Annotated in this window: 17 protein-coding genes; 8 read left to right on the top strand and 9 right to left on the bottom strand. The window is 61.9% G+C overall.

What is annotated here, in order from left to right; all coding sequences use genetic code 11:
* Positions 1-44: 44 nt before the first annotated feature.
* Positions 45-3,080 carry an excinuclease ABC subunit UvrB gene (uvrB, locus tag AC02Y0_RS07665; protein ID WP_476383352.1) on the bottom strand — a complete coding sequence of 1,012 codons (3,036 nt, stop codon included), beginning with the start codon at positions 3,078-3,080 and terminating at the stop codon, positions 45-47.
* Between the two features lie 227 nt (positions 3,081-3,307).
* On the opposite strand from uvrB, the gene AC02Y0_RS07670 reads away from it, so the two are divergent.
* On the top strand, positions 3,308-4,219 hold the full coding sequence (locus tag AC02Y0_RS07670; RefSeq protein ID WP_476383353.1) for a hypothetical protein: 912 nt from the start codon (positions 3,308-3,310) through the stop codon (positions 4,217-4,219).
* 34 nt (positions 4,220-4,253) lie between these two features.
* Here AC02Y0_RS07670 and AC02Y0_RS07675 read toward each other — a convergent pair whose 3' ends face one another.
* Complete coding sequence (locus tag AC02Y0_RS07675; RefSeq protein ID WP_476383354.1) at positions 4,254-6,233, bottom strand: putative bifunctional diguanylate cyclase/phosphodiesterase; 1,980 nt, start codon at positions 6,231-6,233, stop codon at positions 4,254-4,256.
* Between the two features lie 337 nt (positions 6,234-6,570).
* Between AC02Y0_RS07675 and AC02Y0_RS07680 the strand changes: the two genes are divergently transcribed.
* The gene (locus AC02Y0_RS07680) at positions 6,571-6,921 is read left to right on the top strand and encodes a DMT family protein (RefSeq protein WP_476383355.1); all 351 of its coding nucleotides are present in this window, start codon (positions 6,571-6,573) and stop codon (positions 6,919-6,921) included.
* Between the two features lie 55 nt (positions 6,922-6,976).
* On the opposite strand, the gene AC02Y0_RS07685 is transcribed toward AC02Y0_RS07680, so the two are convergent.
* Complete coding sequence (locus AC02Y0_RS07685; protein ID WP_476383356.1) at positions 6,977-7,414, bottom strand: hypothetical protein; 438 nt, start codon at positions 7,412-7,414, stop codon at positions 6,977-6,979.
* Positions 7,415-7,551: 137 nt separating this feature from the next.
* Between AC02Y0_RS07685 and AC02Y0_RS07690 the strand changes: the two genes are divergently transcribed.
* Positions 7,552-8,328: an MmyB family transcriptional regulator gene (locus AC02Y0_RS07690; RefSeq protein WP_476383357.1), complete on the top strand. Its 777-nt coding sequence runs from the start codon at positions 7,552-7,554 to the stop codon at positions 8,326-8,328.
* Between the two features lie 6 nt (positions 8,329-8,334).
* On the opposite strand, the gene AC02Y0_RS07695 is transcribed toward AC02Y0_RS07690, so the two are convergent.
* Positions 8,335-8,721, bottom strand: a complete 387-nt coding sequence (locus AC02Y0_RS07695; RefSeq protein ID WP_476383988.1) for an acyl-CoA thioesterase — start codon at positions 8,719-8,721, stop codon at positions 8,335-8,337.
* 182 nt (positions 8,722-8,903) lie between these two features.
* On the opposite strand from AC02Y0_RS07695, the gene AC02Y0_RS07700 reads away from it, so the two are divergent.
* The 3 genes from AC02Y0_RS07700 (at position 8,904) to AC02Y0_RS07710 (ending at position 12,753) form a co-directional block, all read left to right on the top strand.
* The gene (locus tag AC02Y0_RS07700; RefSeq protein WP_476383358.1) at positions 8,904-10,715 is read left to right on the top strand and encodes a methyl-accepting chemotaxis protein; all 1,812 of its coding nucleotides are present in this window, start codon (positions 8,904-8,906) and stop codon (positions 10,713-10,715) included.
* A gap of 164 nt (positions 10,716-10,879) precedes the next feature.
* Entirely contained in the window at positions 10,880-11,668 is a 789-nt protein-coding gene (locus AC02Y0_RS07705; RefSeq protein WP_476383359.1) for a hypothetical protein, read from the top strand.
* Between the two features lie 263 nt (positions 11,669-11,931).
* Positions 11,932-12,753: a sulfite exporter TauE/SafE family protein gene (locus AC02Y0_RS07710; RefSeq protein ID WP_476383360.1), complete on the top strand. Its 822-nt coding sequence runs from the start codon at positions 11,932-11,934 to the stop codon at positions 12,751-12,753.
* 22 nt (positions 12,754-12,775) lie between these two features.
* Here AC02Y0_RS07710 and AC02Y0_RS07715 read toward each other — a convergent pair whose 3' ends face one another.
* From AC02Y0_RS07715 to AC02Y0_RS07730, 4 genes are all read right to left on the bottom strand, one after another.
* Complete coding sequence (locus AC02Y0_RS07715; protein ID WP_476383361.1) at positions 12,776-14,149, bottom strand: biosynthetic peptidoglycan transglycosylase; 1,374 nt, start codon at positions 14,147-14,149, stop codon at positions 12,776-12,778.
* Positions 14,150-14,657: 508 nt separating this feature from the next.
* Positions 14,658-15,683, bottom strand: a complete 1,026-nt coding sequence (locus AC02Y0_RS07720) for a GlxA family transcriptional regulator (RefSeq protein WP_102020122.1) — start codon at positions 15,681-15,683, stop codon at positions 14,658-14,660.
* Positions 15,684-16,004: 321 nt separating this feature from the next.
* The gene (locus AC02Y0_RS07725) at positions 16,005-16,232 is read right to left on the bottom strand and encodes a hypothetical protein (RefSeq protein WP_476383362.1); all 228 of its coding nucleotides are present in this window, start codon (positions 16,230-16,232) and stop codon (positions 16,005-16,007) included.
* An 81-nt stretch (positions 16,233-16,313) separates the two neighbouring features.
* A complete protein-coding gene (locus tag AC02Y0_RS07730; RefSeq protein ID WP_476383363.1) occupies positions 16,314-16,526 on the bottom strand; it encodes a hypothetical protein in 213 nt (70 codons plus the stop codon).
* Positions 16,527-16,637: 111 nt separating this feature from the next.
* Here AC02Y0_RS07730 and AC02Y0_RS07735 point away from each other — a divergent pair, with 111 nt between their 5' ends.
* Together AC02Y0_RS07735 and AC02Y0_RS07740 are read left to right on the top strand one after the other, a co-directional pair.
* Positions 16,638-17,534 carry a LysR family transcriptional regulator gene (locus tag AC02Y0_RS07735; protein WP_444557059.1) on the top strand — a complete coding sequence of 299 codons (897 nt, stop codon included), beginning with the start codon at positions 16,638-16,640 and terminating at the stop codon, positions 17,532-17,534.
* Between the two features lie 98 nt (positions 17,535-17,632).
* Entirely contained in the window at positions 17,633-18,067 is a 435-nt protein-coding gene (locus AC02Y0_RS07740) for an acyl-CoA thioesterase (RefSeq protein ID WP_476383364.1), read from the top strand.
* A 3-nt stretch (positions 18,068-18,070) separates the two neighbouring features.
* Here AC02Y0_RS07740 and AC02Y0_RS07745 read toward each other — a convergent pair whose 3' ends face one another.
* Positions 18,071-18,700, bottom strand: coding sequence for a histidine phosphatase family protein (locus AC02Y0_RS07745; protein WP_476383365.1), 630 nt, complete (start codon positions 18,698-18,700; stop codon positions 18,071-18,073).
* Positions 18,701-18,735: the final 35 nt, after the last annotated feature.

Genomic DNA, 18,735 nt, shown 5'->3' on the forward strand with positions numbered 1-18,735 from the left:
GCCTGAAGCGACCGGTATCCTGATTCTACTTTACATCTAGTTTATCACCGCCCCGGGCGCCCCGTCTTGCCCTTCGTCCTTGCCTTGCGCTTGCCATCACCCGGATCCTCGTAGGAGCCGGCGCCGGAGCGGGCGCGGATGATGGGGCGGGGGTCGTCGGGTTGCCCCTCATCCGCCCTGCGGGCACCTTCTCCCCGTGAACGGGGAGAAGGAGGAGCCTCCGGCTTGTCCGGAAGCTTGCCGGTCACCGGTTTTTCGGTGCGGCCGACGGTCATTTCGTCGAGGGTGTTCTTGCGGAAATAGGAGCTTTCCGGGCCGGATTTCGGCAGGGGGACGGCGCCGTCGGTGCCGGGGCCCATGTCGTCGATATGGGGTTTGGAGAAATAGCTGCCCTTGCCTTCCGGGGAGCCCGACTTGTTGCGGCCTGACGTGGAGATGCGGGGCTGCCCCTCATCCGCCCTGCCGGGCACCTTCTCCCCGCCAGCGGGGAGAAGGGGGGCGCTGCGGCCCTTCGACGTTTCCTGCGACTTGGATTCCTGCTTCGCAATCGGGTCGTCCATGGCGGCGAGTTCGACGGCCTTGAGGCGTTTGATTTCGTCGCGGAGGCGCGCGGCCTTTTCGAAGTCGAGGTCGGCGGCGGCGTTGCGCATGTCTTTTTCGAGCGCGTTGAGATGAGCCTGGAGGTTGTTGCCGACGAGGTGGCCGCCATCGGCGAAGCCCTTGCCGGACACGCCAGAGATATCGGCGCGGACGTGGTCGCGTTCGTAGACGCTGTCGAGGATGTCGGAGATGCGGGCTTTGACGGACTCAGGCGTGATGCCGTGTTCGGTGTTGTAGGCGACCTGCTTTTCGCGGCGGCGGGACGTCTCATCCATGGCGCGCTGCATCGAGCCGGTGATCTGGTCGGCATAGAGGATGACCTTGCCGTCGACGTTTCGCGCGGCGCGGCCGATGGTCTGGACAAGCGAGGTTTCCGAGCGGAGGAAGCCTTCCTTGTCGGCATCGAGGATGGCGACGAAGCCGCATTCGGGGATGTCGAGGCCTTCGCGCAAAAGGTTGATGCCGACGAGCACGTCGAAGGCGCCGAGACGCAGGTCGCGGATGATCTCGATGCGCTCCAGCGTGTCGATGTCCGAGTGCATGTAGCGGACGCGCACGCCCTGTTCATGCAGGTATTCGGTGAGGTCCTCGGCCATGCGCTTGGTGAGCACGGTGACGAGGGTGCGGTAGCCCTTGAGCGCCGTTTCGCGGATTTCGCCAAGCACGTCGTCGACCTGGGATTTGGCCGGGCGGATTTCGACCGGCGGGTCGATGAGGCCTGTGGGTCGGATGACCTGTTCGGCGAAGACGCCGCCGGCTTCTTCCATTTCCCAGCTGCCGGGGGTGGCGGAGACAGCGACGGTCTGGGGGCGCATGGCGTCCCATTCCTCGAAGCGCAGCGGGCGATTGTCCATGCAGGAGGGCAGGCGGAAACCGTATTCGGCCAGCGTCGCCTTGCGGCGGAAGTCGCCGCGGTACATGCCGCCGATCTGGGAGACGGAGACGTGGCTCTCGTCGATGAAGAGCAGGGCGTTGTCGGGGATGTATTCGAAGAGCGTCGGTGGCGGCTCGCCGGGCTTGCGGCCGGTGAGGTAACGCGAATAGTTCTCGATGCCTGCGCAGGAGCCGGTGGCCTCGAGCATTTCGATGTCGTAGCGGGTGCGCTGTTCCAGCCGCTGGGCTTCGAGCAGGCGGCCGCCCTTTTCGAGCTCGGCGAGGCGGATCTTCAGCTCGTCCTTGATCGATTTGATCGCGCCGTTGAGGGCGGGCCTAGGCGTGACATAGTGGCTGTTGGCGTAGATCTTGACCGTCTTCATGTCGCCGGTCTTCTTGCCGGTGAGCGGGTCGAATTCGGTGATGCTCTCGATCTCGTCGCCGAAGAGGGTGATGCGCCAGGCGGCATCTTCCAGGTGGGCGGGGAAGAGTTCGATCGTGTCGCCGCGGACCCGGAAGGAGCCGCGGACGAAGTTGATGTCCTGGCGCTTGTATTGCTGGGCGACGAGGTCGGCCAAGAGCTGGCGCTGGTCGATGCGGTCGCCGACCGACATCTGGAAGGTCATGGCGGTGTAGGTTTCGACCGAGCCGATACCATAGATGCAGGAGACGGAGGCGACGATGATGCAGTCGTCGCGCTCGAGGATGGCGCGGGTGGCGGCGTGGCGCATGCGGTCGATCTGCTCGTTGATCGAGGATTCCTTCTCGATGAAGGTATCCGAGCGCGGCACATAGGCTTCCGGCTGGTAGTAGTCGTAATAGGAAACGAAATATTCGACCGCGTTGTCGGGGAAGAAGTTCTTGAACTCGGAATAGAGCTGGGCGGCGAGCGTCTTGTTCGGCGCGAGGATGACGGCCGGGCGCTGGGTCGCCTCGATCACCTTGGCCATGGTGAAGGTCTTGCCGGAACCGGTGACGCCGAGCAGGACCTGGGTGCGGTCATTGTTCGAGAGGCCCTCGACGAGGTCCTTGATGGCGGTCGGCTGGTCGCCAGCGGGCTCGAAGTCGGAGGCCATGCGGATCGGCACGCCGCCTTCGGATTTCGCCGGGCGGGCCGGGCGGTGCGGCATCCAGAGTTCGCCGTTCTTGAACAGCGGGTTGCCGCTTTCGATCAGGGCGGAGAGCGCCTCGACGGTTGCGGTGACAGCGCCGGGGGCGAGGGATTCGGCCTCTTCCAGCGAGACGTCCATGCCGGCGATCGGATTGAGGCCGGCGGCGGCGCGGGTCTTCGGATCCGAGGATGCGCCGATCGAGACGCCGCGGGAGGTCTTGGTGGAGGTGGTGTTTTTCGCCGTGGGTTTGGTGGTCGCCTTTTCGAGCGCCACTTTTTCGGCGTGGCGGCGGGCCTCGATCTCGATCTTCTTGCGGTGTTTGCCCGCTTTCGACGCGAGTTCGCGCTGGCTTTCGACCGTGGAAGCTTCCGCCTCGGCCTCCAATTGCTTCACCCAATCGGACACGGAACCCGACAGGGGCGCGCCTTCGAACGAGGCTTGCGGGGCTTCCTCGAAACCATTCGAGGGGGCGGAAGATTTGGGAGATTTGGCCATGGCCGGAATATGGAGAAGGGCGGCGGCAAAGGAAAGGGGCGGGGCGGGATAATCAGAACGAAAACGCAACAGGGAGGCGGAGTTGTTGCCAGCGTGGTGGCAGGAGGGTCGGGGGTGTTAGATCGGGACAGGGATGTGTTGCGAAGAAGGGCAGGGTTGCGCATAGTGGTGCTGCAGCCGATGGGAGACGTCGTATCCGTACTGCTCATTCGCCCGCACAGCAGTCGATGTCGACGGAACCGGACTGGTCCGCGGTCGACGCGGTCGTTCTTGCCCAGAGCACGCGGCGTGAGAGCCTGCTGCGCCAGGAGCGAATGATCAAGATTTGCGGTCTGGGCGTCATTGCGTCGGCCTGCGGCGCCGGGCTCTGGCTGAGCTATCTCCGGTCCGATCCGCAAATCGCCCACGCGACGCTTTTCCTGGCATTGCTCGCGCTGGTCCCGCTCTTCATGGTGATCGCGGCCAAGCAGCGTCGGTTCCAGACGGATTTCTACATCGCGATCCTGCCCCTGCTTCTGCCTGGTCTCGACCAATGGTCGATCGTCACCAGGAAACCGGCGCGACAGATCGAGCGCATGCCGGGTCATTATTTCGTTCCGCGTGACGAGATCGATTGCGATTTTCATATCGAAGGCTCTCTACACGGCGTTCCGTTCTCGGTAACGCAGGCGGTTCTGCGACATTCGCCGGCTGAAAGCCCAGAGACAACATTTCGAGGCCTCATTGTCTGGACACGGGTTTCCAATGCGTTTCCAGGCGACTTCTCTGCCTTGCGCCGACCGCCGCAGGAACGTTCGCTCTGGCGGGGTACAGTCTTGCCGGACAGGCTGATGCCAATGCCGAATGCAACGCGTCTGGGGCGTTGGGCCTATGACTTTGTCTCAACGGATCTTGTAACGGCCGACATGCGGTTGAACGGCATGGTCGGTGCGATCGACACCCTGTTGACGCTGAAGCTGGACGACCTGCCGCAAGTGGCAATCAGGGGCGCGGACGCATTCGCGCTGCTTCCGCTGCCACGCTTTGGCTGGGATGGCGACACGCCAGCGCACACTCTCGATGTCGAGCGGGACGTCCGACCTTTTGCGGCCAGGCTGCGGAGTGTGTTGCAGGCCATGGATGCGGTGCGGAAGATCTAGACCCGCTGCCTGGGCTGCCGGTTGAGCGTTTAACTTACGCCACCGACAGATGCTTGGCTTTTGCCTTGCGCTTCAGGTCCGCGCTCGGCTGGTGCTCGGCGATCCAGGTGTCCAAGGCTCTTGGGGGCATGGGGCGGGCGAAGAGGTAGCCCTGGGCGGTGCCGCAGCCGAGGCGGGCGAGGATGGCGGCGTCTTCGGGGGTCTCGACGCCTTCGACGACGATCTGCAGGGACAGGGACTGGCCGAGGCTGACCATGGCGGAGATGAGCTTCTGGTTGGTCTCGCTGCGGGCGACGTCCTTGACGAAGCTGCGGTCGATCTTCAGGCGGTCGACCTTGAGGCCGATGAGATAGGCGAGCGATGAGTGGCCCATGCCGAAGTCGTCGACGGCGAGCTTGTAGCCGGCCTGTTCCAGCTGCTTCAGCTGTTCGTCGGCAAGCGCCGGATCGAGGATCGCCTCTTCGGTGATTTCGACTTCCAGGGTCGAGGGGTCGACGTCGTGTGCGGCGGTCACGCGGTGCAGCATCGAGGCGACGGAATAAAGCGCGAATTCGCGCGGGGAGACGTTGAGCGCGACGGTGACATCCTTGAGGCCGAGTGCCGGCAGGCGGCGGGCAAGCAGGCATGCGTCTCCTGCAATGCGGGCCGTCAGCTGTTCGGACAGATGCACGGTGCGGGCGGCATTGACGATCTCCGGCGGTGAGACGAAGCCGAGCTGCGGATGCTGCCAGCGGACCAGAGCTTCGAAGCCGGTGATGCGCCGGCTCATCAGATCCACCTGCGGCTGGAACCAGGCGCCGAGGCTGCCGGTGTCGATCGCCCGCTCAAGATCCTGCTCGATGATCCGCTTGCGCTCGGCATTGCGGCGTAGATCGGGATCGAATTCGCGCAGCTGGCGACGGTCGCCACGCTTGGCGTCATAGAGGGCCATGTCGGCGCAGGCGAGCAGTTCCTCGGCATCGCCGGCATGATCGGGATAGGCGGCAAGGCCGACGCTGAGGCCGACGACGGCCTGGCGCTGGTGCCAGTGGATCGGGTGACGGCTTGCCTCGAGCACGGTGGCGGCATGGGCGCGGGCGCGCTCCAGGGCTTCTGGACCGCTGACCACGACGGCGAATTCGTCGCCGCCGAGGCGGGCGATCAGGCTGCCGTCCTCGACGATGGAGGAGAGGCGGGCTGCAATCTCGCGCAACAGGGCGTCGCCTGCGCTGTGGCCGAGCGTGTCGTTGATCGACTGGAAGCGCTCCACATCGAAGATCAGCAGCGCCACCTGCTCCTTCACGACCGTGGCGCGTGCGATGTCACCGGCCAGTCGTCCGTGAAAGAACATGCGGTTGGCGAGGCCGGTCAGCGTGTCCCGATTGGCGAGTGCCTCGAGGCGGGAATTCTGGCGCAGGATATCGCTGTTGGCGCGGGTCAGGCTGTCGGCCAGCGCAGTCGCCTGATGGCGCGCCACCTGGCTGCTGACGAACATGTTTTCCGCCCAGATGCTGCGGCGGATGAAGACGAAGATCATCAGCGAGAGGCAAAGGCCGACCAAGACCTCGTTCAGCTGCCACATGCCAATGAGATTGATCATCAGGGAGATGAGGATCGGGATCGAGTAGTTGAGCGCCAGTGGCGTGTAACCGATCTGCTTGATGACCGAGCCGGCGGCCATGCCGCCCATCATCAGGAAGAGTGGTGCATGTCGTCCGAGCGGCTCGAAATCGGCCACGGCCCAGGGAAGGGCGGCCCAGACCAGGCCGAGGGCGAGGGCGCCGATCGAGAGAATGGTGAGGCTTCCCTTCGGCGCTGACATCAGCGCGCCGCGCCGGGTGAGCGCCTGCATGGCATAGGCTCGCGCCGCGATCACGATGATTGCGCTACCGAACCAGGCGAGGGTCGCCCAGGTCGTTTCGTCATGTAGGTGGAGGATATAGATGCAGACGCAGAGCGTGATGATGTTCAGAACGAGGGTCGAACGATAGCCGTCTGCGATGTCCGCCACCTGGGCTTGCAGCACTGCCGGCATTGTCTTGCCGCTTCGGCTCTCACTCAACCACATAAAACAAAGCCCATACCGATCGCAATAAATACTCAATAACAAGAGCGACTTAACGGGATGTTACGGCAACTTTGCGCAATTTAACGAGAAATCATCGGCAACTTTTTGGCGACCTGGCGACAGAGATCCCCTCGCGCTTTGCGGGCAGTCTATCTGCTTGTGGGCGGGGTCTGGTTTCCTCAGGTTGTAAAATATGACGGAGAGGATTGTCTGCCGCCTGCACCATCCTCGTTCCATATTGTTATGGTCAGATATACGCCGCGACTCGGGGTCGCGTCATTATCCTCCCACGCACGAGTTTTCCATGCCGAGCTTTTCCCCCGCCGCTCTTTGGCCCATCCTGCTTCTGTCCCTCTCCAATGTTTTCATGACCTTCGCCTGGTATGGGCATCTGAAATACAAGACGTCCGCGCTCTGGATCGCCATCCTTGCGAGCTGGGGCATCGCCTTCTTCGAATACTGCCTGGCGGTGCCGGCCAATCGGATCGGCGCCGAGGTCTATTCCGCCGCGCAGCTGAAGACGATGCAGGAAGTGATTACTCTGATCGTGTTTTCCGGCTTCTCGGTCTTCTTCCTCAAGGAGAGCCTGACGATCAATCATGCCATCGGTTTTGCGCTGATCGCCGCGGGGGCGGCCTTCGTTTTCCGCGGGTAACGAGAAGGCGCGGCTGTGCCAGCCGCGCCCTTCCATATGACAGTTTCCGCTTTCCTCAACGGTGTGCAGCCACCGGTCCGGTCTCTAGCCGCCAGGCGGGCAGGACTATGGCGAGCATCAGCACCGTGTTGAGCAACACGTTGACCGTGGCGCCGGCGACGAAGGAGCCGGTGCTGTCGACGAGGAACCAGGCGAGTGTCGCTTCGATCAGCAACAGCCGCGCGAGCCTGGGATCGACCGGGAGCAGCCGGTCGACGACGAGCCACATCATCACGCCCCAGCCGACCATGACGCCGCCGCCAATGGCAGCAAGCGCACGGGCGGCCTGATGGTCGAGCGTCTGTTGGCCATCAAACGGCCAGAAGACGATATCGGTGAGCCAGGTCGCGGGCAGGGCGGTGGCCGGATGGGCGCCCAAGGCCACGAGCAGGCCGAGGAGCACGACGAAGAGGCTGTTCAGTTTCAGCCAGGTGGATGTGAATTCGGGGGACATCTGCGGTCTTCCTTCTTGGTTGCGATGGACCGACCATGCGGAGCGGAAGAGACTGCCGCAATTACCGCTGAGGTAAGTGACGGCATTGGCTGCGCGTGGCAGATAGTCTGGAGACCTAGCTTCGAAAGAGGAATGTCATGGCATTGGAATTCGGCGGCCAGCTCCGAACCTGGCGTGGCAAGCGGCGCATGAGCCAGTTGCAGCTGGCACTCGCAGCGGAGGTCTCTGCCCGCCATATCGCCTTTCTCGAAACCGGGCGGGCGAAGCCGAGCCGACGCATGGTGCTGCTGCTGGGAGATGCGCTGGAAGTGCCAAGGGCCGATCGGAACCTGATGCTGGATGCAGCGGGGTTTCGAGCCGCCTATGCCAGCCGTCCGCTGGATAGCGCTGCCATGGAGCCGATCCGCAAGGCGATCACCCATATGATTGAGGGGCATTCGCCCTATCCCGCCTTTGTCTTCAACCGACACTGGAGGGTGCTCGATGCCAATGCCAGCGGGCGCGCCATGCTGGCCGGCTTCGGGCTGGATGCCGACGACAGCTTTATCGATTTTTTGCTTGCGCCCGGGCGAGGTCCTGACCTGGTCGAGAACTGGGCTGAGGTGGCGCATCATCTGGCCGCACGGTTTCGGCTGGAGAGCGCCCATCTCGGCGGCGATCCGGTGCTGGAGCGGGCAGCAGCCGGGCTCGCCTTCGGGCCGGAGCCGCAACATGGCGAGTCGACCAAGGGCGGTGATTTGCCGCCTGTCCTCACCGTGCGCTTTCGGCTCGGCGGACAGGTCTATCCGATGTTTTCGACGATGACGCAGTTTGGCACTGCCGAGGACATTGCGCTGGCGGACATCAAGATCGAGATGTTCTTTCCGACGGATGCAGCCTGCGAGGCGCTGTTCCAGCAGATGGCGGCCGGGTGATCCTCGTCAGGCGGCTGGCACGGGTGTCGGCTTGCCGTCCACATCCAGCGCGACCATGACGAAGGTGGCTTCCGTGACCTTTTCCATGATGTGGGTGAGATAACGCTGGGCCCAGGTTTCCACCTTGAGCGTCATCGATGTACGCCCGACGCGGGATATCTCTGTATAGACGCAGAGGGTGTCGCCGATCTTCACCGGCATGGCAAAGGCCATTTCCTGGACGGCGGCGGTGACGACGCGGCCGCGGGCGCGTTCAGCCGCCCGGATACCGCAGGCGAGGTCCATCTGGGCCATCACCCAGCCGCCGAAGATATCGCCGGCGGCATTGGCATCAGCCGGCATGGCCAGCGTGCGCAGTGTCAGTTCGCCCGTGGGTTTCGCTGTCGCGTCGATCATGTCTTTTCGATTCTCTTTTTCTGTTGCGCGCCCAGAAAACGGGGCGTGCGCGGCAGGCGCCACTACTAGATTTCACGGGCGAAAAAGTGCCCCTCACTTTTAGTAGGCGCGCATTTACGGAAATTAGAACTGATAAATATCAAACTTTAGACATTATGGAATTTTCTGGGGGTGGAAGAATGAAAATCATGTCTCTGTCGGTGCGCCTCTATGCACTGGTCGCACTGGCTCTGGCAGTCCTTGTTGGTGCGCTGACTTACAGCCTGTTTCAGTCCTACGACACGCTGGTGCATGAGCGCCGCATGGGTCTGGCGCAGATCAATGACAACGCTGTCGCGATCCTCAACAAGTATCACAAAATGGAGCAAGAGGGCACGCTGACGCGCGAGGAGGCGCAGGAGCGGGCCAAGGATGTGATCGGCGCGATGCGCTATCAGCCCGATGGCTACATGTGGATCAATGACATGCAGCCCGCCATGGTCATGCATCCGATCAAGCCCGAGCTGAACGGCAAAGACCTGAGCCAGAATAAGGACCCGAACGGCAAGTTCCTGTTCGTGGAATTCGTCAATACGGTTAAGGCCGGCAAGGAAGGCTTCGTCGACTACTACTGGCCGAAGCCGGGCTTCGAGGAGCCGGTCGAAAAGCTGTCGCATGTCATCGGCTTTGACGCCTGGGGCTGGGTTGTCGGCACCGGCGTCTATTCGGACGATCTGGCGGTGCTGTTCCGCGGTACGGCGATCCGCTATGGCGTGCTGATCGGCTTTGCCACGATCGGCCTCGTCTTCTTCGCCTATCTCGTGGTGCGCAGCGTCGTGAACCCGATCAATCGTCTCAAGGGCGCCATGCAGGACATCGCCGAGGAAAAGGTCGATGTCGAAGTGGCCGATACCAATCGCAAGGACGAGATCGGCGGCATGGCGAAGACGCTGCAGGTGTTGCGCAACAGCGTTCGCGAGCGTATCGAGCTTCGGGACCGCGAGGTGCAGCAGCAGGCGAGCCTGAACGGCGAGCGCGAGCGCAACGAGATCAACCTGCGCACGGCCTCCGAACGGCAGAACCATGCGATCAACGCGCTGGGTTCGGCACTGGAGCAGCTGGCCGAGGGTGACCTCACCGTGCAGATCGGCGTCATCGGCTCGGAATACGAAAAGCTGCGCGACGACTTCAACCGTGCGGTGGAATCGCTCGGCGGCGTTATTGCCGCGATCAACCAGACGAGCGAGATCGTGACGTCTTCTGCCGGCAATATCAGCGAGGCGACCAACAACCTGTCGAAGCGCACCGAGCAGCAGGCGGCAGCCCTTGAAGAGACCGCAGCGGCGCTTGACGAGATTACCGCCACCGTTCGCACGGCGGCCGAACGCGCCAATGAGGCGCGCCAGATGGTGGCCGAGACGAAGACCAGCGCCAATCGTTCTGGTCAGATCGTGCGCAATGCTGTCGATGCCATGGGCCGGATCGAGGGTTCGTCGCAGAAGATCAGCCAGATCATCTCCGTGATCGACGAGATCGCCTTCCAGACCAACCTGCTGGCGCTGAATGCCGGCGTCGAGGCGGCGCGTGCCGGCGAAGCCGGTCGCGGTTTTGCGGTCGTGGCGCAGGAAGTGCGTGAACTCGCACAGCGCTCGGCCAATGCGGCGAAGGAGATCAAGGTGCTGATCAGCGCGTCGGCGGCCGAAGTCGACACGGGCGTGGGCCTGGTGCGTTCGACCGGCGAGGCGCTTGTCGAGATCGAGGCGCTGGTCAACCGTGTCAACGAGAGCGTCAACACGATCGCGACGGCTGCCAAGGAACAGGCAACGGGGCTGGCCGAGATCAACACCTCGGTCAACCACATGGACCAGATGACCCAGCAGAATGCTGCTATGGTCGAGGAAACCTCGGCGGCCGGCCAGTCGCTGGCGGAGGAGAGCTACAATCTGCGCCAGCTGCTCTCGCGCCTCAAGGTCAATGCCCAGCAGGCCATGGGCCATCGCCGGGCGGCTTGATTGTCGCCACGCATCGTCGGCACAGACGAACGAAAGGGCCGGTGGAGTGATCCGCCGGCCCTTATTTTTTGCGGCGAATTCCTGGCGAATTCCGTTCATGGCGCATTAAGCCGGGAGACCTTAAGCTGCTGGAAGTTGTCCCATATGGGGCCATCGAGGGTGAAATGAGTTTTGTGTTTTCGTCCCTTGGCAGCCGGCTCACGGTTGCTGTTTTCGCAAGCTTTCTCGTTGCCGGCTGCTCCGGCAGCGACCGGGTGCCCTTTGCCGATATCGGCGGGCCGAAGGCTGGCGACCAGTTGATCGGCAAGGTGGATCGCGCCCGCGACGGACGCGTCATCGTGGGGCGGGTCGGTGACCCCCGCGCGGAGGCTGCGGCCTATGCGCCGGCGGCGGGGGCGCAGAATGGCGGGAGCCAGGGGCTGGATTATCTCGATACACCCAACATGGCCGAGAGCGACGGGATGCAGGCGGCGCCCATGATGGCGGCGGCTGAGCCTGAGATGGTCGATGGGGGCCAGGGACAGGCGATGAGCGCGATGGTCATTCCGGATGGCGGCGTGAACATCGATGGCGAGCTCGGGATTGGGGCGGCCCCTCAGGTGTCGGATCTCGGTTCGGCGGAGATGGCAAGCCCTGTCGGAGTGCAGCCGCATATGGTGACCGAGGGCGGGGCGATGGCGATTGCCGAGGGCAATACCAGCCAGCCGGTGGTGGACGGGATCGGCTTCGACGAGCCGACGCAGATCGTAACGGGCCCGAGCGGGGCTCCAGTGGCGGAGACGCAGGTTGCCGAGCAGATGCCGGAGGAGGGCGGGATCCTGCCGCTTTCGGTCGATAGCGGCAATTCCGGCATGGAGGATCCGGTTCCGGTCGGGAGCCGGCGGGTCGCGGCGCAATCCGCGCCGGGGGCCAAGGATTGTTCGCTCTATCTCGACAAGCGCAACTGCCGCTGAGGCGGGTTTTTGCTTGCTGCGCTAATTCGGGAATTTCCTAAATCTTGACTGTGCTTTTGGCGCAAGATGGTGGTTGCGCGGATGGATCCGGTCGCGAGGGGCGTACCGAGACGGGTAAGGCTGGGCTTGCGGGCGGGGTGGCGGAGGCCTAGAGGCAGGGCAGGTTCTTGTGCAGCGGCCGGATGGTCGGTGTGCCCTGTCTTGCCTCTCATCTGCCCTTCATGACCGTCCGGCCGGGCGGTCGATCTTTTCCGGAGTGCCCCATGCCGCCGATTGCCGATATACTCTTGTTTGCCGTGATGCTGGCTGCCGCGGGCGCCGTGGCGGGGCTCTTGGCCGGCGTCTTCGGGATCGGCGGGGGTGCGGTGCTGGTGCCGGTCTTCTACCAGGTCTTCGGTTATGCCGGGATCCCGGAGGAGGTGATCATGCATCTCGCCGTCGGCACCTCGACGGCGCTGATCGTGCCGACCTCGATCCGGTCGTTTCAGGCGCATCGGAAGCGCGGGGCCGTCAACATGGAGCTCTTGAAGGGCTGGATGATCGCGGTGCCCTTGGGCGCGCTGCTCGCCACCGTCGTTGCCGCCTATGTGTCGAGCGAGGGCTTGCGGCTGTTCTTCGCGGTCATGGGTCTGGTGCTGGCGGCGCGCATGCTGTTTCTGTCCAACCGGATGCATCTGGGCACCGAACTGCCGGGCCAGCCGGCGCGGTTTCTCGTGGGCTCCGCGATCGGGCTGTTTTCAGGCCTGATGGGGGTCGGCGGCGGGGTGTTCAACAACACCTTCATGACGCTCTACGGCCGGCCGATCCACCAGGCGGTCGCGACGTCCTCGGGCGTCGGCGTGCTGATCTCGATCCCGGCCTTTTTCGGCTTCATCTATGCCGGCTGGGGCGAGGCGGGCCTGCCGCCGTTTTCCACCGGCTTCGTCAACTGGATCGCCTTTGCAGTGATCTTCCCGATCGCCATGCTGGTCACGCCCTATGGCGCACAGCTGGCGCACCGGCTGAACAAGCGGCAGCTGGAAATGGGCTTTGCGGTGTTTCTGCTGTTTGTATCGGCGCGGTTTTTCTGGAGCCTTTACGGCTGAGGGGCGCATGACGAGATGATGCTCAGGCTGTTTTCCTTTCTAGGTGCTGCTTAGAGCACATGTCTTCAAGTCGCGTGACATCGCTAATCGGTGCAATCACTCGTCCAGCACTTATCTGTTCCCGGAATATCTCCATCACCGACACTATGTCTCCGGCGCTCAAGAGACCCTTTGACCTCAAGTGAATAATGTTTTTCGAGACTTTTTCGACAATCAGTTTCGATCTAACATTCGCAACGCGCTCAATTAAGAAAAACGTCTGAGCACTGCTTATGTCGTTTAGCTTTTGGCCAGGAAAGAAGTGGCTCAGCGCTTCAGCAATGCCCATTACGTTATGCTCATATCTGACCGCACATATATACATGTCCGCAATGTCGGATTTTTGGAACTGCTTATCGAACCAGAGTGCAAGAAGAAGCTCTACCAGCTTCCGACGCAGAGCGCTCCGTAATCGCTTTATGAACAGAGTTCTCGCGATCTGTTGAGTAATTGTGGAGCCGCCGCTGCGTTTCCGTCTGCTTACGTACCGATAAGCGGCGGCTAGCATCGCTCTCAAGCTAACGCCGGAATGCTCATAGAAGCCTCGATCCTCTAATTCGACGAGGATAGGCCTCATTTTCTCTAGAGGAGTGCCCAGCCTCTTTGCTTCTATTACCGAAAGTCTTGCACGGTAGATCGTGTACTCAATATCTTTGACAAGCGGTTGCCTTAGTAAGGTGGCCACTACGCCTGCAAATAACCGGCCTACCGTTTCGTATTGGTCAAGAAGATGTAGTCTGTAGAAAAACGCAACGAAAGCGCTCCAAACCAGCCCTAAAATCAAAGGCGTCGATTGAAAATTAAAACCATAATCATTGAGTAGATTTCGTGGTGTGAATAGCCAAACGAAAACTCCGGACGCTATCGATATACAAAATATCGGTACTGCCTTCGCGGACTGCCACCCGTGAAACATAGGCAAGTGATATGGTTCGTTAGCGCCTTCAATTCTGCGACTAGGCAGTACGAGTTCAATCTTCCCGTAACTTAACCCCAGCATCCTTCTCAATATTACTATTTTTCTACTCGCTAAAACAGCGGTCTTCCTCGTGTCTGCAAAATATGTCGTCGCAGATAGCGTAATCAATGAGAACAATATCGCGCTCGCCGTAAATCCGGATAGACTGGATATTCCATTTTGGAGCGCTTCGTCCACGATCCTTGTATTGTCTTTGTAGAACGCTGCGCCTATTCCTATTATGCCGACTAGCAAAGATGTCGAAAAACTCAGAACCTTTTCATCTGCTGCTAGCGTTGAAGCTGCGAGTTCATACTCTTTCAACGCGACATCAGCGGCTTCAGGTGAAAGATGATATGTCGGGAAATATTGCTGGTCTTGCTCTTTGATTTTTCCCATCAAATTCCCCCTTGTGTAAATTTTTCAAAACTCAATGATTTGGTAATGTGCCTGAATTTCCAAGGAAAAACAGACTGTTTATTGCTGAGTACCCATTGCTCTAAAATAGCTGTTGTCTAAATCATACAAGAACAATCCCTGCTAGGATGGCAAGGTTAACTTGGGTCGCCAGGTACAGGTGCCTGAATCAGTTTAACGCTCACCGTAATCGTAATGCTCTGGCAGTTTAGCATGATGATGCGGAATGGCCGATCTGGCGCCAACGATCAGCCCTCATCCTGAGGTGGGAGCGGGAGCGACATCAGAAGGACGAGGGCGGGCGGCGTCCTGGGGCTGGGCCTCGGTCCTTCGAGGCCCGCTGACGCGGGCACCTCAGGATGAGGGGTAACGTTGTCTGCGCGGCCGACTCTCTATGGGGTAGATCTAGGGGCTCGGGGGAAGTCCCCTCCCAAACCCTCCCCACAAGGGGGAGGGCTTAACCTAGCGGCGCCCTTCATGGCTCGTGGCTTCACACCACCACGCCCGTGCGATTGCTCGACATCGTGAGCTTCCTCTCCGCGCGCTCCTGCTGGGGCGAGCGGTTGTAGAGTTCGCGGTAACACTTGGAGAAGTGGGAGGCGGAGACGAAACCGCAGGCGACGGCGACTTCGACGACGGGCATGGAGGACTGGACCAGCAGATGGCGGGCGCGGTCGAGGCGGATTTCGAGATAGTAGCGGGCCGGCGAGCGGCCCATTTCCTGTCGGAAGAGGCGTTCGATCTGGCGGCGCGAGAGGCCGGCGTCGTCGGCGATTTCGAGAAGCGAGAGGGGCTCTGCGAGATTGGCTTCCATCAGCTCGATGATCTGCAGCACCTTGGAATTCTGCACGCCGAGGCGGGCGCGCAGAGGCAGGCGCTGGCGGTCGTTGGCGGAGCGGACGCGGTCGGTCAGGTGCTGTTCGCAGACGCGGTTGACCAGACCTTCGCCGAAATCCTGGCCGATCAGGTTCAGCATCATGTCGAGCGAGGCCGTGCCGCCGGCGCAGGTGTAGAGATTGCCGTCGACTTCGTAGAGGTCGGCATAGACTTCGGCCTGGGGGAAGGTTTCCGAGAAGCCGGGCAGGTTTTCCCAGTGGATGGCGCAGCGCTTGCCATTCAACAGGCCGGCCTGGGCCAGCACATGGGCGCCCGTACAGAGCGAGCCGACCGCGACATTGCGGTTATAGGCTTCGCGCAGCCAGGCATTGACCGACTTGTTGTTGAACTCCTCGACATAGATGCCGGAACAGACGATCGCCATGTTCGGGCGGTTTTCGCCGCCGAGAAAGCGGCGCTCGTCGGCGAGCGAGGAATTCACCTCGATGCCGATGCCGGAGGAGGAATAGACCTTCTGGCCATCGACCGAGGCGAGGCGCCACTCATAGGCGGCATAACCCAGCATGCGGTTGGCGATGCGCAGCGTCTCGATGGCGCCGGCAAAGGGCAAAAGCGTGAAATGGGGGACGAGGAAGAAGACGATCGAACGCTTCTTGGTCTGTGGCTGCTGCTTGCTCATGATGGTGCCCCGTTGTCCTTGCTGCCGTTCCCTTGTTTTGTCGGCATGCTCCGCCTGAATTGATCGGCGCGATGGTCGCTTTGCGACATTGTCATGAAATCGCGCGCCGTGAAACTATTCGGGATCGCTAACGAGCGACATTTTTCCGCGTTTTTCAGGCTGCGACGTCATGGATCGGGCGTGGGCGGCGGGTCTGGTCGCAGGTGGTTGAAAAGCTTTGGCTTCGCGGAATGGGAGGCGCCGGGCTTTCGGCGGACGGTTTCGCCGGTTTGCGACGCGGAGGGGCGTCCGCGTCGCTGAGGGAGAAGGCTTGGGGGTGGCTCAGCGGCGCGTGTCGCCTGCAGGCCAGCCGAGATCCTTGCGCAGATCGAAGGGCAGGGCCTCCAGGGCGGCCTGCTCCAGACGATGGCGGCGGTGCTCGGCGATCGCCCGGGCGAGACGGTTCAGTTTTGCCGCGAGGTGGCCGGCCATGGCCTTTGCCGTTGCACCCAGCATAGAGGCCGGGGAGGCGGTTCTGATCTCGGGGGTGACACTGCAAACCATGGTCATGGTCGTTATCCTTCGTGGCTCGGTGGCCCTCTCTTCATCCGTTGTCTGGGGCCGGTTTCTGGTATTGCGCAGTCTCAATCATCAATCAAACGAATGTTTCTTATGTCTATCATTCTGAAAGCTGATCAATTGGCGATGGCGTGTCAGGCCGAGATCATCGCGCAAGGCCGAGGGCAGCGGGGCGAGAAGGCGGCGGGTGGCTTCGCGCGTGGCGTTGTGGCGGGAGTTCGCGAGAAGGGTCGCGAGGGTCTGGCGCAGGGTGCGTGAATGGGCTGGTGAGCGGGCTTCTGGCATGGCGAACATCCTCCTTTCGCGGTGTGTGAGAAGGAGGATGCGCCCCGATTGACATTCAATCAAACGCAATAGTATCGTTCTCAAGTTCAATTTTGTTGAAGGTCAATCCGCATGACTCTCATGTTGCGCCAGCCGCTTCCGCTTCTCGACAATGATGTTCTGCGCACCTTCGTGGCGATCGCCGAGACCGGCAGTTTCACCACCGCCGCCGACCGGGTGTACCGCACGCCGTCGGCCGTCTCGATGCAGATCAAGAAGCTCGAGGAGCAGCTGAATGTGACGCTGTTCTTACGCGATGCGCGCTCGGTGACGCTGACGGAAAGCGGCGAGGTGCTGTTGCCCTATGCAAGGCGGATGCTGGCGCTTTCGAACGAGGCGGTCGGGCGGTTTCGCATGCCGGAGATGAAGGGGGTCGTCAGGCTCGGTGCGCCCGATGATATCGGCGAGCGCTTCATGCCGACGATTCTGAGGCGGTTTGCCGAGCTTTATCCGCTGATCATGGTGGATCTGACGGTCGACACATCGGGGGCGCTTCGCCGGCGGCTCGCCGAGCAGCGGCTGGATCTGACGCTGGTCAATTGTGCGCCGGGTCAGGTGGTGCATGAGGGCGAAGTGATCCACCAGGAGCAACTGGTCTGGGCCGGTGCCAAATGCGGCACGGCGCATTTGCGCGATCCGCTGCCCGTATCGATCTGGGAGGATGGCTGCTGCTGGCGGGCGGATGCGCTGGCGCGGCTCGACAAGGACAAGCGACCCTACCGCATCGCCTATCTCTCGGCGCATACGATGGCGCAGCGCGCTGCGGTGATTGCCGATCTTGCGGTCGCGCCCTTGCCGCGCAGCTACCTCACCGACGACATGACGGCGCTGGGGTCCAAGCACGGGCTGCCGGAGCTGGGCTCCTTCGAGGTGCGGTTGCTCACCGGCCGCGAGACGAGCGAGACGATTCAGGCGGTGGCCGACAGCGTGCGTTACGCCTTTTCCGAGATGATCGGCATGGCGGCGTAAACGGGCCCGATCGGTAAGTGATTGGCGATTTCTGCAATTAGGGAAATGCCGAATTGCGTTTGGGCCAATAGGCAGTAGGCAGTAGGATTTGAGTGGGTATGGTGGATGAGACGAAGACTTTGAGGCTCGAGGATTTTGCGGGCCAAGCTTACGACAAGCTGCGTTATGGCGACACGGACCGGCAGGGGCATGTCAACAATGCGGTCTTTGCCACCTTCATGGAAACCGGGCGTGTGGAGCTGATCTACAATCCCGCCGATCCGCTGCTGGACGAGGGTTTTTCCTTCGTGCTCGCCAAGCTCGATATCGACTATATCGCGGAGGTGCTGTGGCCCGGCACGGTCGAGATCGGCACGCGGGTGACGCGTGTCGGGCGGTCTTCGGTGACGATGCAGCAGGCGGTGTTCCAGAACGGCAAGTTGTGTGCGTCTGCCGAGACGGTGGTGGTGCATTTCGACCAGGCGACGCGCAAGTCGCATGCGTTTTCGGACGGCCAGCGGGCCAAGCTCGAGGGGTGGATGCAGGCGGGGTGAACCTCAGACGAGGTTGGCGAGATGCGCCGTTTCGCCGAGCGTGACCACGGCGCGGCTCTTCCACTGAGCGTTCTCCGCCAGATGGGTGATGCTGCCCGATTTGACCGGGAAATTGACCCGGCCGAGGCTTTCGATCGGCATGCCGATCCACCAGGCGATGACGAAGGTCAGTGCGAAGCCGTGGGTGATGATGATGTGGTAGTCGGCGGGATCGGCGAGGATCTCGTCCATGGCGCGGTAGATGCGGGTTGCCATCATGCGCCGGCTTTCGGCGCTTTCGATGCCGCCGGTATCGTCAAGGCCGCCGTCTTCGGGGACCGGCAGGCGGCGACTGTCGAGCCAGGCTTGGGGCTTTCCTTCCGCGACACCATAGCTCATTTCACGCAGGTCCGGCGTCAGACGGGGTGGCAGCTGCAGCTGGCGACCGATGGTGTCGGCTGTCTGGCTGCAGCGGAGCAGATCCGAGGAGATGAGGCCGGGTGCTTGGCCGGCGCAGAGGGCGGCCAGGCGCGCGGCGATCGCCTCGGCCTGGCGGTGGCCGAGATCGGTGAGACCGGTATCGTACCAGCCGCCGACCTTTCCTTCGACATGATGGATCGATTGCGGATGGGTGACGACGAAAAGGGTTTTCATGCGGGGCCTCGCTTTCAAAACGTGCCCCGCATCGG

This window comes from Allorhizobium sp. nf9_anc (assembly GCF_056323085.1).

Bases quoted from the DNA above. Each gene is read 5' to 3' on its own strand.
- uvrB (WP_476383352.1), bottom strand. From the start codon at position 3,080: ATGGCCAAATCTCCCAAATCTTCCGCCCCCTCGAATGGTTTCGAGGAA.
- AC02Y0_RS07670 (WP_476383353.1), top strand. From the start codon at position 3,308: ATGTCGACGGAACCGGACTGGTCCGCGGTCGACGCGGTCGTTCTTGCC.
- AC02Y0_RS07675 (WP_476383354.1), bottom strand. From the start codon at position 6,233: ATGCCGGCAGTGCTGCAAGCCCAGGTGGCGGACATCGCAGACGGCTAT.
- AC02Y0_RS07680 (WP_476383355.1), top strand. From the start codon at position 6,571: ATGCCGAGCTTTTCCCCCGCCGCTCTTTGGCCCATCCTGCTTCTGTCC.
- AC02Y0_RS07685 (WP_476383356.1), bottom strand. From the start codon at position 7,414: ATGTCCCCCGAATTCACATCCACCTGGCTGAAACTGAACAGCCTCTTC.
- AC02Y0_RS07690 (WP_476383357.1), top strand. From the start codon at position 7,552: ATGGCATTGGAATTCGGCGGCCAGCTCCGAACCTGGCGTGGCAAGCGG.
- AC02Y0_RS07700 (WP_476383358.1), top strand. From the start codon at position 8,904: ATGAAAATCATGTCTCTGTCGGTGCGCCTCTATGCACTGGTCGCACTG.
- AC02Y0_RS07705 (WP_476383359.1), top strand. From the start codon at position 10,880: ATGAGTTTTGTGTTTTCGTCCCTTGGCAGCCGGCTCACGGTTGCTGTT.
- AC02Y0_RS07710 (WP_476383360.1), top strand. From the start codon at position 11,932: ATGCCGCCGATTGCCGATATACTCTTGTTTGCCGTGATGCTGGCTGCC.
- AC02Y0_RS07715 (WP_476383361.1), bottom strand. From the start codon at position 14,149: ATGGGAAAAATCAAAGAGCAAGACCAGCAATATTTCCCGACATATCAT.
- AC02Y0_RS07720 (WP_102020122.1), bottom strand. From the start codon at position 15,683: ATGAGCAAGCAGCAGCCACAGACCAAGAAGCGTTCGATCGTCTTCTTC.
- AC02Y0_RS07725 (WP_476383362.1), bottom strand. From the start codon at position 16,232: ATGACCATGGTTTGCAGTGTCACCCCCGAGATCAGAACCGCCTCCCCG.
- AC02Y0_RS07730 (WP_476383363.1), bottom strand. From the start codon at position 16,526: ATGCCAGAAGCCCGCTCACCAGCCCATTCACGCACCCTGCGCCAGACC.
- AC02Y0_RS07735 (WP_444557059.1), top strand. From the start codon at position 16,638: ATGACTCTCATGTTGCGCCAGCCGCTTCCGCTTCTCGACAATGATGTT.
- AC02Y0_RS07740 (WP_476383364.1), top strand. From the start codon at position 17,633: ATGGTGGATGAGACGAAGACTTTGAGGCTCGAGGATTTTGCGGGCCAA.
- AC02Y0_RS07745 (WP_476383365.1), bottom strand. From the start codon at position 18,700: ATGAAAACCCTTTTCGTCGTCACCCATCCGCAATCGATCCATCATGTC.